Annotated in this window: 13 protein-coding genes and 1 riboswitch; of the genes, 9 read left to right on the top strand and 4 right to left on the bottom strand. The window is 42.0% G+C overall.

Features of this window, described 5'->3' with window-relative positions:
- Nucleotides 1–288: 288 nt before the first annotated feature.
- Nucleotides 289–1,356, top strand: a complete 1,068-nt coding sequence (locus J2S25_RS14045; protein ID WP_307192201.1) for an ATP-binding protein — start codon at nucleotides 289–291, stop codon at nucleotides 1,354–1,356.
- 27 nt (nucleotides 1,357–1,383) lie between these two features.
- Here J2S25_RS14045 and J2S25_RS14040 read toward each other — a convergent pair whose 3' ends face one another.
- Nucleotides 1,384–1,944 carry a GNAT family N-acetyltransferase gene (locus J2S25_RS14040; protein WP_307192200.1) on the bottom strand — a complete coding sequence of 187 codons (561 nt, stop codon included), beginning with the start codon at nucleotides 1,942–1,944 and terminating at the stop codon, nucleotides 1,384–1,386.
- Nucleotides 1,945–2,064: 120 nt separating this feature from the next.
- Here J2S25_RS14040 and J2S25_RS14035 point away from each other — a divergent pair, with 120 nt between their 5' ends.
- The gene (locus J2S25_RS14035; protein WP_307192199.1) at nucleotides 2,065–3,333 is read left to right on the top strand and encodes a dicarboxylate/amino acid:cation symporter; all 1,269 of its coding nucleotides are present in this window, start codon (nucleotides 2,065–2,067) and stop codon (nucleotides 3,331–3,333) included.
- A 43-nt stretch (nucleotides 3,334–3,376) separates the two neighbouring features.
- Here the strand turns inward: J2S25_RS14035 and J2S25_RS14030 are convergent, their stop codons facing one another.
- Complete coding sequence (locus J2S25_RS14030; protein WP_307192198.1) at nucleotides 3,377–4,510, bottom strand: histidine kinase N-terminal domain-containing protein; 1,134 nt, start codon at nucleotides 4,508–4,510, stop codon at nucleotides 3,377–3,379.
- 237 nt (nucleotides 4,511–4,747) lie between these two features.
- Nucleotides 4,748–4,854: riboswitch (TPP riboswitch) on the top strand.
- 105 nt (nucleotides 4,855–4,959) lie between these two features.
- Between J2S25_RS14030 and thiT the strand changes: the two genes are divergently transcribed.
- The 5 genes from thiT to J2S25_RS14005 all read left to right on the top strand — a co-directional run bounded on the left by thiT (nucleotide 4,960) and on the right by J2S25_RS14005 (nucleotide 8,738).
- Nucleotides 4,960–5,541, top strand: coding sequence for an energy-coupled thiamine transporter ThiT (gene thiT / locus J2S25_RS14025; protein ID WP_307192197.1), 582 nt, complete (start codon nucleotides 4,960–4,962; stop codon nucleotides 5,539–5,541).
- Between the two features lie 206 nt (nucleotides 5,542–5,747).
- Nucleotides 5,748–5,972 (top strand): FeoA family protein, encoded by a 225-nt coding sequence (locus J2S25_RS14020; RefSeq protein WP_052807019.1) that lies wholly within the window; start codon nucleotides 5,748–5,750, stop codon nucleotides 5,970–5,972.
- Nucleotides 5,972–7,981, top strand: coding sequence for a ferrous iron transport protein B (gene feoB, locus J2S25_RS14015; protein WP_084221819.1), 2,010 nt, complete (start codon nucleotides 5,972–5,974; stop codon nucleotides 7,979–7,981). Before J2S25_RS14020 ends, feoB begins: the two co-directional genes overlap by 1 nt.
- Before the next feature lie 21 nt (nucleotides 7,982–8,002).
- Nucleotides 8,003–8,164, top strand: coding sequence for a FeoB-associated Cys-rich membrane protein (locus tag J2S25_RS14010; protein ID WP_084221816.1), 162 nt, complete (start codon nucleotides 8,003–8,005; stop codon nucleotides 8,162–8,164).
- Nucleotides 8,165–8,273: 109 nt separating this feature from the next.
- Nucleotides 8,274–8,738, top strand: coding sequence for a helix-turn-helix transcriptional regulator (locus J2S25_RS14005; RefSeq protein WP_044393965.1), 465 nt, complete (start codon nucleotides 8,274–8,276; stop codon nucleotides 8,736–8,738).
- Nucleotides 8,739–8,772: 34 nt separating this feature from the next.
- Here J2S25_RS14005 and J2S25_RS14000 read toward each other — a convergent pair whose 3' ends face one another.
- Complete coding sequence (locus J2S25_RS14000) at nucleotides 8,773–9,291, bottom strand: universal stress protein (protein WP_052807018.1); 519 nt, start codon at nucleotides 9,289–9,291, stop codon at nucleotides 8,773–8,775.
- A gap of 155 nt (nucleotides 9,292–9,446) precedes the next feature.
- On the opposite strand from J2S25_RS14000, the gene J2S25_RS13995 reads away from it, so the two are divergent.
- Nucleotides 9,447–9,620 (top strand): hypothetical protein, encoded by a 174-nt coding sequence (locus J2S25_RS13995; protein ID WP_157841625.1) that lies wholly within the window; start codon nucleotides 9,447–9,449, stop codon nucleotides 9,618–9,620.
- A gap of 182 nt (nucleotides 9,621–9,802) precedes the next feature.
- Nucleotides 9,803–12,106, top strand: coding sequence for a transglycosylase domain-containing protein (locus J2S25_RS13990; protein WP_307192196.1), 2,304 nt, complete (start codon nucleotides 9,803–9,805; stop codon nucleotides 12,104–12,106).
- A 227-nt stretch (nucleotides 12,107–12,333) separates the two neighbouring features.
- On the opposite strand, the gene J2S25_RS13985 is transcribed toward J2S25_RS13990, so the two are convergent.
- Nucleotides 12,334–12,657, bottom strand: coding sequence for an HPr family phosphocarrier protein (locus J2S25_RS13985; protein ID WP_307192195.1), 324 nt, complete (start codon nucleotides 12,655–12,657; stop codon nucleotides 12,334–12,336).
- Nucleotides 12,658–13,818: the final 1,161 nt, after the last annotated feature.

Genomic DNA, 13,818 nt, shown 5'->3' with positions numbered 1-13,818 from the left:
GGTGCTTACATTCTTGATACGATAGTTTACCCCATCATACCACCTCAGCTTTATCATTTAAATGTAATTATATCATATCCGGAATAATTTCGGGGAAGATTAATATGATTATTACTATTGTATGAAAGAGATACATAATGTATGAAGTTCATCGTTTATTATAATAAAAAATTCTGACTTTAACAATTAAATGGATTCATAAGAGGAAGTAATGATCTTTAGTCAACTAGTGCATTTGAATGGAAATATATTTAAATATTCAGTAAGATAAACAAAAGGAGGGATTATATGGAAAATATTGTATTTGGTTTGGAAACGGAGCTTCAAAAGGAAGGGGAAAGCAATGAGCGAATTTGGGAAGAACCTTCCTTGCATTTCATTTGTAAAAGATCCCTTGATGGCATCATAAAGTACGTCTCGCCGTCTGTACAATCCATGCTTGGCTATGCTCCTGATGAACTAGTCGGAAAACTATACACCTTATTCGTACATAATGAAGACTATAAAAGAATTGCTAAAATTGCGATGCCTAAAGGAGAAGAGACTTGCAGCCTGACATACCGGATAGAGAGAAAGGATGGGGAATACATCTGGGTGAATTCTCAGATGTCTGTTACACGTGCCCAAAATACATACCAGCACTACGAATTGATTTCGATAAAGACTGATGATTCCGCCAAAGTAAACGTGGAGCATTTGATTCTGGAATATGAAAAGTTGAACGTTATTGGGCAGCTTGCAGCAGGGATTGCCCATGAAATTAAAAATCCTTTAACAAGCCTTAAGGGTTTTATCCAACTTATGAAAGCGGGAAGAGAACTGAATCATGGCTATTTAGCGATCATGGAAGAAGAAATTCAACGCATTGATGAGGTATCTAGAGAGCTGATGTTGATAGCGAAACCTCATAAGTCAAACTTTACTATTGTTAACATAAATGAATTAGTTGATGATGCTATCACCCTTCTTTATGCTGAGGCAGCGAAGAAGTGTGTCAAAATTATCAGAAAATCAAGAGGAAAGGATGCAATGTTTCTTTGTGATGGGAATAAAATAAAACAGGTGTTGATTAATTTACTGATGAACGCAATTGATGCTATGGACCTGCCGGGAAAGGTAAATATTTGGATTTCAAAAACAGAGGAAGACTTAACTATAAAGGTCGAAGATGCTGGCAAAGGAATTGCAAAAGAACATCTCGATAAGATTGGGACTCCTTTTTTTACAACCAAGGAAAACGGCAACGGTCTTGGCCTAATGGTTTGTCATAAAGTTATTGAAGAGCATAATGGCAAAATGAGTGTGAAATCAAGTCCCCAGGGAACAATATTCACAATCAGTCTGCCAATCCAGTAAATCGTTTGCCAGTATTGAATGTAAGTCTTAATAAAATCCAACAGACCGGACGTTCCATTCTCTAGCCAGAAGGCCATATACAATCAAGTCATGAAAGTTCCCATTTAGGAATTCTGCGTCGCGCAGTATTCCTTCTTTACGAAAACCTAGTTTAACTGGTATTGCTATGCTTTTCTGATTTTCCTTCCCGCATCGTATTTCTATTCTATTTAGGCCATGTCCGTAGAAAGCGTGGTTAATCACAGTGCTAACAGCTCGGATGGTAATGCCTCTGCCTTGCCACTTTTCTCCTAAATAGTAGCCGATGCTTGCCTGCGAATTAGCCCAGTCGATCGAATGAAGGCTGATACTACCGGAAAGGATACCTCTGTACCAGATTCCAAAGTGAAAGCTGCTGCCTTCTTGTAACCTTTTTTCCCACATTTGAATAGCAGAGAGAATCTGTGCAGGAGATTGAATTCCTTCTACCCAGGGAAGCCACTTGTGCAGGAACTTTCTGTTTGTGTCTACAAGCCAGAACAACTCCATGGCGTCCTGTGAACTAAAAAAGCGAAGGCTGATCTCAGAATCTGCTTTTAAGTAAGCCATATAACAACACCTCTAGTATCAGTTTATGAGGGAATTTATTCCTAATTCCGCTCGATGGTTTACAGAGAACATATGAGGGAATAAATCAATACATTCTTTTTTTAGATTGGGAGGAATCGTATGAAACTGACGACAAAGATTTTGATTGGCCTTGGACTTGGTGCTATGACAGGGCTGATCCTTAACATCTTTTCACCAGAATTGTTCACTGTTTTCGATAAATTCTTATTTACGCCGCTAGGTAAAATTTTCATCAATTTAATCAGCATGCTGGTCGTGCCAATTGTCTTGTTTTCGATCATTCTTGGGACAGCAGGGCTCGGAGATCCAAAGAAGCTCGGCAGAATTGGCTTTAAGGCTGTAAGCTACTTTTTAGCGACAACAGCGATTGCCATCATAATCGGCCTTGTACTAGCCTTTCTTATTAAGCCAGGGCTAATGGGGCAATTTGATACAACAGGAGCCGAATTTAATGCAGAAAAAGCACCGCCAATAAGCGAAACCTTTTTAAATCTTATTCCGGCGAATCCATTTGAAGCACTGACAAGCGGAAACATGCTTCAAGTAATTGTTTTTGCTTTGTTCATAGGAATAGCACTGACAGCTCTTGGTGATAAGACAAAAGGAATTGTAAATCTTGTTGAACAAGGCAATGACATCATGATGTATTTAGTAGAACTTGTCATGAAATTTGCCCCATTTGGAACCTTTGGTTTGATTGCTACAGCGATCGGCAGCCAGGGCTTCGACGCAATAAAGGCGATGGGTGTATATATGTTAGTCGTTGTTCTTGCATTAATCATCCATGCTGTCTTGACGTATGGATCAACCGTATACTTCCTTGGAAAAATGAATCCGTTCAAGTTTTTCAAAGGTTTCGCCCCAGCTATGGGAGTTGCATTCAGTACATCCAGCAGCAACGCAACTCTTCCCGTCTCAATGGAAACTGCCCAAAAAAATCTTCGTGTTCCAGAGCCGGTAAGCAGCTTTGTTCAGCCTCTTGGGGCAACGATTAATATGGACGGAACGGCAATCATGCAGGGAGTAGCTACGATTTTTATTGCACAGGTTTATGGCGTGGACCTTACGATGACGGAGATAGTGACTGTTGTGTTAACCGCAGTACTGGCAAGTATCGGCACTGCTGGCGTTCCTGGCGTTGGTTTGATCATGCTCGCCATGGTTCTCCAGTCTGTCGGCCTCCCGGTTGAAGGGATCGGCTTGATTCTCGGAATTGACCGTCTGCTGGATATGGCGCGTACAGCTGTCAATATCACAGGGGATGCAGCGTGTGCTGTCATTGTAGCGGAAACGGAAAAAAAGCACTCCCTTCAAAAGGGGAGGAGCAGAATCACAAATACAGAGGATAAACGGACACTTGAGTATTAAGAAAAAATCAGACCCTGCCAGCGCTGGCAGGGTCAAGATTATGTTATTCGTTCTCCAATCTAAGTAATGGCAAAAGCATAATGAAGGAAGTCTTATCCGGTTCGGATGAGCAGGCAAGAATGCCTTTGTGCTTCTCAATTATTTCCCGGCAGACAAATAACCCAAGACCAGTTCCAAGTGTTTTCGTTGTCACGAAAGGTTCAAAAATCGTCTTCAGCAGCTGGTCGGGAATGACCGGACCATTATTGGAAATCTCGATTTTTATATGTGTATCATTCACGAAGCATCCCTTGATTTCTATTTTAGGATCCGTACGGTACTGGCTCAGAACATCAATCGCATTGAAAATAATATTGATCAAAACTTGTCGGATTTCATCGGCATAGCCATACAATTCCATGTCATCCGCTACTTCCATGATAATTCTTACATTGGTGTCAAGGATGCTGGGATATAGGAAGTTCAATACCTCATCGATCATTTTATTTAAGGAAAAAAGACTTTTTTCCTTTCCAATTAATTCTTTTTTCGAAAGAAGCAGAAATTGAGAAATTCGGAAATTCAATTGTTCAAGCTCACTCGATATGATATCTAGATACTTCATATCCTCGTGTTCAGACTTCAATAGTTGAATAAATCCTTGGATGGAAGTCAGTGGATTACGGAATTCATGGATAAAACTTGATGTCATCTGGCCAAGCAATGTCAGCCGGTCCTTATGGGTAGAGTCGATAAATTGATTTTTTTCCTCAATGATTTTGTTTTTCTGTTCATTGTAATAAGAGACCGAATAATACAGGAAGGTATCAAAACAGTAATTAATACGGTTGATTGCCTCCTGTATTTCAGGCCACTCAACATTCATTTTATGCAGATGCTTGTAGATGATCGATCGGCCTGAATTAACATTGAAAACAAAATCACCAATATTGATGTTTGTGCGAACTTGTTCCTCGCCTACCATGAAAGCAAGACTTTGGAGATGTTCTTCCAGTTCTTCCTTTGTGTCAGAAAAAACAGAGAGAATGATTTCATACATTTTCTCCGCGCTATTGGTTATTTTCTCTCTATACGGATCATCTTCCGAGACGATAATTTTAACAGTCCAATCGGCTATGAGTTGCTCCCTTTCGCTAATGAGGAAGCTAAACAATCGGTTGTCCATAATTGGCAGCATTTTTATGTAGTCCTCCAGTTTTTCTTTTCGGTATATAAATTCGCTGTAAAATCACGGAATCCCTTTGTCGAAAAATGAGAACATCCGTGGAAATGCGTCGAAAAGAAAAAAACGTGACAAAAGACCGATATTTTTGCTACTTTGATGGAGATTTTTCTAGTTTGATCGACATGGAGGTTCCCTTTTGACTTGTGATCGAATGGAAGAAGGAGTATATTCATAATGTAGAAATTAAATAATAACCACAAGGGGAGCTGCCATGTGTAGCTGAGAGTGAGCGCCCGAGTTCTTACCCTTTGAACCTGTTAGGTAATGCTAGCGAAGGAATGTGGATGCGATAGGAAAGCAATCTTGGGAGCCTATATCGATCCCTGATTGCTTTTTTTGTTACTGAAGCAGATAAGGCGTGTTGAAAACGGACCTCATTCTGAAAAGGAGGAGGAACAAAAATGAAACAAGAACAGACTCTATTTTTAGTGGAGATTGCGGTATTTTCGGCACTGGCTTATTTGCTGGATCTATTCTCCGGTTTTTTATTTTCGAGAATTTGGCCGCAGGGAGGTTCGGTTTCCATCGCAATGGTGCCGGTATTCTTGATGGCATTTCGCTGGGGAATTAAGGGAGGGGCAATTACTGGTCTCCTGTTGGGGCTATTGCAATTCATCCTAGGCTTTTCGCAAATTTTCCATCCTGTTCAGGGGATCATCGATTATTTGATTGCCTTTACTGTTTTAGGATTTGCCGGTCTATTTGCCAAGCAAGTCCAAGTGAATATCAAAAATGGAGATAAAAAAAAGTGGATTGGCTGGATTATCGCAGGTACCTTCGTGGGAAGCGCACTTCGCTTTATCGCTCACTTTTTCTCTGGCTGGGTCTTTTTCGGAGTTTGGGCACCAGAAGGACAGCCAGCATGGCTTTATTCACTCATCTACAATGGAACCTATATGCTTCCAAGTATGATCTTAAGCGCCATTATGATCATTCTTGTTATTAGCTCCGCTCCGTCAAGGATGGTAAGATCGAAGCAATAAAAATATGAAATGCAAGGAGAGCTGACAATTCGTTCAGCTCTTTTTTTAAAAATTGTCGATTTTATGGCGTTTTGGTGCTTCGTGATTTATATCACAGTAAAATAGATCAGTACCTGATTAAATAAAGATAATCATTCTCAATTAGTTACCTCAAGTCAATGATTTTCTGATACAATAAATTTAAGAAACTAAAAAAGGTGATGGCTATGCTGGGAAATCTTAAGACTGGTGAAAAGGGCCGGATCATGAATATTGCGGGAACGGATAAATTTGTCAGACGAAGACTGCTAGATTTCGGGATCGCTGAAGGATCAGAAGTGTGCATAAAATGCATTCTGCCTTTTGGCGGCCCGGTCATGGTGGAATCGTGCGGTCAATGCATCGGTATCCGCCGCAAAGAAGCATTACGGATCGAAGTGGAGCGGGTATGATGAATATCGCGCTTATCGGCAATCCAAATACCGGTAAAACTTCATTATTTAATAACTTAACAGGATCATATGAATATGTTGGCAACTGGAGCGGAGTAACGGTCGAAAAGAAAGTTGGCCTTTTTAAGAATGGAAAGGATCAGCTGATTGATTTACCAGGAGTCTATTCGCTCAATCCATTGTCGAAGGATGAAGGGGTGGTTACGAACTTCTTCCTGGAAGAATCTTTTGAGAAGCTTTTGAACATCTTGGATGCGTCCCAATTAAGGCGGAACTTACATCTCACCCTGCAACTTTTGGAATATGGAGCACCAGTCACAGTTGGGTTGAATATGCTGGACGTCGCAAAAAACAGAGGCATTCAAATCGATATTGAAAAGTTGTCAAAATCATTGGGTGTCCATGTTGCTCCAGTAGTGGCAAGGTCGGGAAAAGGCTGTAAGGAACTTGCGGAACTGGCAACAGGAGAAGCGACAGTGTCAAGCGAAAAAACGCTAGTCTATTATGGAAAAGCGATAGAGGAGGGAATTCTCCAGCTGGGACAGAAGCTGAATGGGAGGACAAGGCATCCTGTTCGCTGGCTGGCGATTCAACTGTTTGAGGGAAATCCCTATGTAAAAACCTATTTAACAACGTTTTTGCCAGAGGCAGAAATTGAATCCATTGTCGATTCAGTAACGGTTGCACAGCAGCAACAATCGGGCGGCATACAAGCGCTCGACCAGGTGATCCACCGAAAACGAAGTGATGCAATCGAAAAAATTGTGTCTGCAGCCACTACCATTCCAGTAGATGGGAAAATTCCTTTGTCGGAGAAAGTCGATCGGATCGTGACGAATAAATTCCTCGGGATCCCAATCTTTCTCTTCATGATGTACATCCTGTTTATGCTAACCTTTGACTGGCTCGGCTTCCCACTGTCCGATGCATTGGATGCAGTCCTATCCGGACCCGTTACAGCTGGAATCACAGCAGCACTCAACTTGGCAGGGGCATCCTCGTTTATTCAAGACCTTATCCTTGATGGAATTGTCGCCGGGGTAGGAGGAGTCCTGGTATTTGTACCACAAATTTTTATTTTATTCTTTTTCATTTCGCTGCTTGAAGATTCAGGGTATATGGCCCGTGTCGCACTGGTCATGGACAGGTTAATGGAATCTGTCGGCCTTAACGGGAAGGCCTTCATCCCAATGATGATCGGATTCGGCTGCAATGTGCCAGGGATCATGGCAGCACGGACGATAGAGACACCAAAAGAGAGATTGATGACCATCCTGCTGACGCCGCTAATGTCATGTTCAGCAAGGCTTCCTGTATACGCATTGTTTGTCGGTGCGTTTTTCACAGGCAACAAGGCTGCTGTCGTTCTTAGTTTGTATGTACTAGGAGTTGCAGTGGCACTGATTCTGGCCAAGGTCTTTTCAAAAACATTGCTGAAAGGGGAAACATCCGTTTTCGTTATTGAGCTGCCGCCATACAGAATGCCGCAGGCAAAAGCACTTTGGAGAAGCACCTGGGATAAAGGAAAAGGCTTCGTAAAAAAAGCCGGAACATTCATCTTTGCAGGTTCTGTGCTGATTTGGCTGCTCGCCTATGCTGGTCCCGAAGGCGTGAATGTCAGCATGGATGAAAGCTATCTGGCACTGCTAGGAGGAATCTTTGCGCCTCTATTCGCTCCGATCGGATTCGGAACATGGCAGGCAAGTGCTTCCCTTTTCACTGGTTTCCTGGCGAAGGAAGCGATTATTTCCACCATGAACATCATCTACTTTGTGCCAGATGAAGCAAGTCTTCAAGGGTTGCTCGCGATTCATTATACCCCACTTGCTGCTTATAGCTTCATGGTGTTCATTCTGCTTTATATCCCTTGTCTTGCGACTACCGCGACCATTTATAAAGAAACAGGCTCTAAACGCTGGACTGCCTTTTCAATCGGCTATGCGCTAGTCGTCGCTTATCTGTTGTCGCTAGTCATATACCAGGGCGGAATGCTGATGGGATTTAGCTAACAGCTGAAGGAGGAAAGGAACATGATCGCAAATATTGTAATTGGCGGAGCCATTTTCGGATATGCCGGCTGGGCCTTCTATCGATTCATCCAAAAATCAAAAGAAGGAAAATGTGCTGCTTGCTCTATCCAAAGCTCCTGTTCAAGCAACTGTAGCGTTAATCAGAAAAAACAGGTCAAATAAGGGGAAAAGAGGATTCGGAATTGTTTTATTTTATTCTGAGTCTTTTTTTGTTGAATTTCGAGCAAGTAAGTGTAAAATTACACTAAAAGAATGAAGAAGGATGAAGCGGATGACGAGAGATGAAATCATTAGCAGGGTTTCGGAGAAATTGAGGATCCTTAGAGCAGAAGTAGGTTATACCCAGGATAAAATGGCTGACATCATTGGAATCTCCAAAAAGACCCTTGTCCAAATCGAAAAAGGCAGAGCACAGGCCGGGTGGTCCATTGTCGTTACTATCTGTGCATTGTTTAGGGAGACGGAGTCGATTCAGTTTTTGCTCGGCAATGAACCGCTTGAGGTGCTCGAAACGATTGCTCATGAAGGTACAGATTACCGAAAAGAAAAGACGTTGGGAGGGAAAGTCTGGTGGCGGGAAATCGCCAGAGTTGGTGGCTTTGTCATGCAGCAAAATATTCTCAGCCAGCATTACAGGATCGTCGATCAAGATGATTTTCGGATTTTTAGCAGTTTTGAAGAAATAGAAACTAGGCATCGTTTGAAGGAACTTGCTTCAGAAGCAATGGATAGTTAGAGAGCCGGGCACCTTTTCCCCGGCTCTTCCACTGTTATTTTGCTATAAGCACATGACAATGAGCATGACTTGCAACCTTTTGACTTACACCTCCGAGGAGCTTCCGCTTGATTCCTTCATTTCCTGACTTCCCAATAATAATCAAATCTGCATCGACTTCCTTTGCATATTCCAAAATACTTTCCGCCGGATTTCCTTCTAAAATAGAAAAATCACTGTCCATATGAAGGGATTCCAATTCAGATTTGATCGTTTGGAAGACTGTTTCCGTACTATGCGTAATAATTGCGTGCTCTGATTTGTCAAAAGCACCTTGTTCTGTGGTTAAAGGAGGAACTTGGAGTCCGTCTGCAGGAAAGCTGGCAATTGGCAACGGCATACTTGGTTGGTCAACTGAGTCGATCAGTTTATTTTTTACTTTTTCTTCATATACATGACCAACAAACAGCTTGATCCCGTCTAAGTTTCTAGTAAGTTCCTTCGTTAACTGAAGGGCCTTTTGAGCACCAGCGGAATCATCATAAGCGAGAACCACATTTTTCATTGCGGCCATATTCTTCTACCTCCAAGGTTCGTACTTCTTTTTCTTGTCCTTACCCGTTTTTCCAAAAGAACTAACATGAAAAAAATTGGGTAAACCCTCATAAATGATCAAAAAGCGACGAAACTTGTTGTAAATCGTTTATTTTGAGATAAGGAGTGGCCTATATGGGAAAAGATTCTCAAAAGGCAATACATCCGACAATACGGAAATGCCTGCAGCACCTTGATGTCATCCAAGCAGATGACAAAACAAAACAGATCGTTTACATGTATATGGAAACGCTTCTCCGGGAAAGGGATAGGGCTGCTGAGGAAATGGAGAAAAAGGAAATAAATTAATGTAGGAAAGGATCACTCGCGTATTTGGCGATTGGTCTTTTTTTAGCAAAATGTGTTAATTCCTTTTGAATAATGGGTAAAAGAAAGTGTTCTGTTTCTAAACTATTTTTAAAAGGTTGGGGTGCTCAGTGAGCAAAAATTTACTAGCAGCACGTTTTTTAAACGGCTGGAAGAGGTTTCATATGAACCAAGTGCTTGTTTTGTCAGTTTCAACAGCAATACTGGCATTCTTGAGCTTTTTCCATGTTTATTCGGAGGGGGCAGACATCAGCGCATTGAACGATGACATGGCCCAGTCTACTGTCATTTACGATGTCAATGGAGAGGTCGCAAGCAAAATTTCGGCAGTGAAAAACGAAGGGATCAAGATTGAAGCTGTCCCGGACCATGTCAAAAATGCAGTCATTGCCATCGAGGATCACCGCTTTTATGAACATTCTGGGGTGGATCTTGTTGGAATTTCGCGGGCTTTTGTACAAAATATCAAGGCAGGCAGCATTGTGGAAGGTGGAAGTACGATCACGCAGCAGCTGACAAAGAATGCTTTGCTTTCGAGTGAAAAGACATACAAAAGAAAGTTGGAAGAATTCTTCTTGGCCAGGGAAATCGAAAAGCAATATTCCAAAGATGAAATCATGCAAATGTATCTGAATCGGATTTATTTCGGTAATGGCTCATGGGGCATCAAAGAGGCGGCAATGGGCTATTTTGGCAAGGATGTAAAAGATCTTTCCATAAGCGAAGCAGCTTTGCTTGCGGGACTGATCAAGGCACCATCGGCTCTCGACCCACATAAGAACTATGATCAGGCCATGGAGAGAAGAAATCTTGTTCTGCAAATGATGAAAACGAACGGATTTATTAAGGAAGAGGAATACAATCAGGCAGTTGCTGAAAAAATTGCCCTCAATAAAAATGGCGAAGACCCGTTACGCGGCCGCTACCCTTTTTATGTAGACCATGTTATCGAAGAAGCCATAAAAAAATACGGTCTAACTCAGGAAGATGTACTGACTGGCGGACTGAAAATTTATACCGAACTCGATAGAACCATGCAGTCAGCGGTGGAAGCCACTTATCAGAAAGATGAAATATTCCCGAAAGGAACAGAAAAACAACTAGTCCAAAGCGGCGCTGTATTGGTCGATCCAAAATCAGGAGGCATCCGTGCTCTTGTAGGCGGCCGCGGGGAACATGTATTCCGTGGGTATAATCGAGCTACCCAGCTAACAGCACAGCCCGGCTCAACCATGAAGCCGCTCGCCGTATATGCTCCAGCGGTGGAAGAAGGCTGGGATGTTACCGACATGCTTAAGGATGAGGAAATGGAATTCAAAGATTACAAACCACATAATTATAATGATCAATATAAAGGCGAGGTGCCGATGTATGAAGCACTTAGGGACTCCTTGAATGTGCCTTCAGTCTGGCTTTTGAATGAGATCGGAATTGTCAAAGGGATGGAATCTGTCAAGAAGTTTGGAATACAACTCGATCCACAAAACGATCGGAATTTAGGTCTGGCACTAGGAGGTTTATCGAAAGGGGTATCTCCCTTAACGATGGCTGAGGCATACTCGTCGTTTGCGAACAGTGGTGAGCGGTATGAAACGCACGCGATTACGAAGATCGTAGATAAGGAAGGCAAGACAATTGTGGAGTACAAAGGGAAAAAGAGCAAGGTTGTCTCAAAAGAAACCGCAGAAAAAATGACGACTATGCTGCTTGATGTTGTTCAGGATGGAACAGGAAAAGGAGCACAAATCCCTGGCAGGGAATTAGCTGGAAAAACGGGATCTACCCAAGTTCCGATTCAAGGAATAAATGGAACAAAAGACCAGTGGTTTGTCGGCTACACTCCCCAGCTTGTCGGGGCTGTATGGGTTGGTTACGATAAAACCGATAAAGAACATTATTTAACGACGACAAGTAGCGAAGGAGCCGCTCTGATTTTTAAAGATTTTATGTCAGAGGCCTTGAAAAATACAACAGCAGAGTCCTTCGGTGTCCCTCCACTTTCAAAATATATAGAGGAACATAAGCAGCAGCAGCGTGCCAAGTCTCTAAAGAAATTAGAAACAATAATTAAGAAAGAATCAGAAAAACTGAAGAAGCAGTGGGAAGAAGCAAAAGAGAAGCTGAAGAAAAAAGATGAACCAAAAGCTAAACCCGATAAGAACAAGGAAAAAGACAACATAACGGAAGCCGCTACGACAACCGAAACTGGTGACAGCAAACCCGAAACCGAAGATAAAAATGATGCAGGAAATGGAGAAGATAACGGAGGAGCAGCAGACGCCGGAGCATCAGGAGATACTAATGGTTCAGGTGCAGGGGATACTGGAGGAACAGGGGAATCTGGAGGTGCAGGAGATGCTGGTGGAGGAACAGGGGATACTGGTGGTGCAGAAGATGCCGGAGGAGGATCAGGAGAAACCGGTGGAACTGGCGAGGATGGATCAAATAGGGAAAAAAACAATAACTAAATGGAAACAGCACGGGATTCCTGTGCTGTTTTTTTAAATTTTGAAGCAGCAGCACAAACCATTTTTGCTTTATCCTAAACGAAAAAAAAAGAGGCTAGCCTAGGCAGCCCTTTTCACTAAACTTATAACAAACTAAACAAGAAACCGATCACGACAATTGCCCCAATGATCATTAAAATAGTTCTAACCACAAAATATCACCTCAATTTTATTATGCTTAAATACAACTAAATTTGAAAAGATTCGGTAGTCTCAATCAGATGCTTGCGCTTCACCCGTAAAACAGAAGCTTCATTTGATACCAATTTTGTCAGCAGTGTCAATTTAGGTTCTACATCGATACCTTCCATAATTATTTTTAAAGTCGTATTTGGTTCAACAGTTAACAAGAAGGATACAAGCTTGGATAAAGAGGTTGCCTCAACTGCCTTTTGACGACTGTAAAGGTAAGTAGTCCCATCCAATTTGCTGGCAGTCTGATAAATTTCAAGCATTTTCTTCATTGTAAATTTCTTTTCGACCAATACATTAGATGAGATAATCTCTTTCATTTATAATTAACTCCTTTAAAAAACTTTTTAAGTAGGTTAGTTGAATATTACCCCGTAATCGTGGTTTGAAAACCTTCATGGAGTTAAATGGGCGATGTTGGTAGAATTGGCGATTGCAAATTCCTGTAACCGGAAAAAGAGGTAACCAATGAGCCATATTGCCCTGAATCTCCAGAAACCGGAAAAAGAGGTATCCAATGAGCCATATTGGTGCCCTGAATCTCCAGAAACCGGAAAAAGAGGTAACCAATAAGCCGTATTGGTGCCCTGAATCTCCAGAAACCGGAAAAAGAAGTAACCAATGAGCCGTATTGGTGCCCTGAATCTCCAGAAACCGGAAAAAGAGGTAACCAATGAGCCATATTGGTGCCCTGAATCTCCAGAAACCGGAAAAAGAGGTAACCAATGAGCCGTATTGGTGCCCTGAATCTCCAGAAACCGGAAAAAGAGGTAACCAATGAGCCGTATTGGTGCCCTAAATCTCCAGAAACCGGAAAAAGAGGTAACCAATGAGCCGTAGTGGTTACCAGAATCTCCAGAAACCGGAAAAAGAGGTCATCAATAAACAGCTTGGCGTCATAATGCTCCAGAAATAGCAAATATCAAAGAGCGGCCGGCCTGCGGTGGAAGCTTTTATGAGAAAACACCCAGCATAAGACCTCAGCGCTGATTAAATCCGCCTCTAGCAGGAGAAGGAAACGGGTGCTTGCCACTAGGAAGTTGCGACAATCATAAAGGCGCTTGCGTTTTTCTTATAATATCAGTATTTATGTGTTGACCCTTTTTAATGGTGGTAGTGTGTGCGTTACGTTACAAAGACTCTTGTTTTTGTCACAGAATGTTGCGAAACAGCTTTGTTGTCTCTGGTTTTCCTATGGTAGCTTAATCATAAGCATATGAATATCAGGAGGTTGTTGAGATGGCGGAGCTAACAGTAACATTAAGCATCGCGAGCATCATGATTCTTGGCTATTACATCGGATACGCAATTTATAAGGGATAATTTTTGGAAAAAAAGCCATAATGAAAAGCGGAAGCAGCATTCATGACTGCCTCCGCTTTTCTTATTTTAACGGATTTCCGAAAGAAGTCTCTCATCCTCAAGGAATGGGAAGGGCTAAAGCCCAATGAGTAGGTGGGAGATGAATTTCGGTTGGCTTT

It is taken from the genome of Mesobacillus stamsii (genome assembly GCF_030814065.1).
Classification (GTDB): domain Bacteria; phylum Bacillota; class Bacilli; order Bacillales; family Cytobacillaceae; genus Mesobacillus; species Mesobacillus stamsii.
This window is presented reverse-complemented; position numbering and strand designations above follow the sequence as displayed.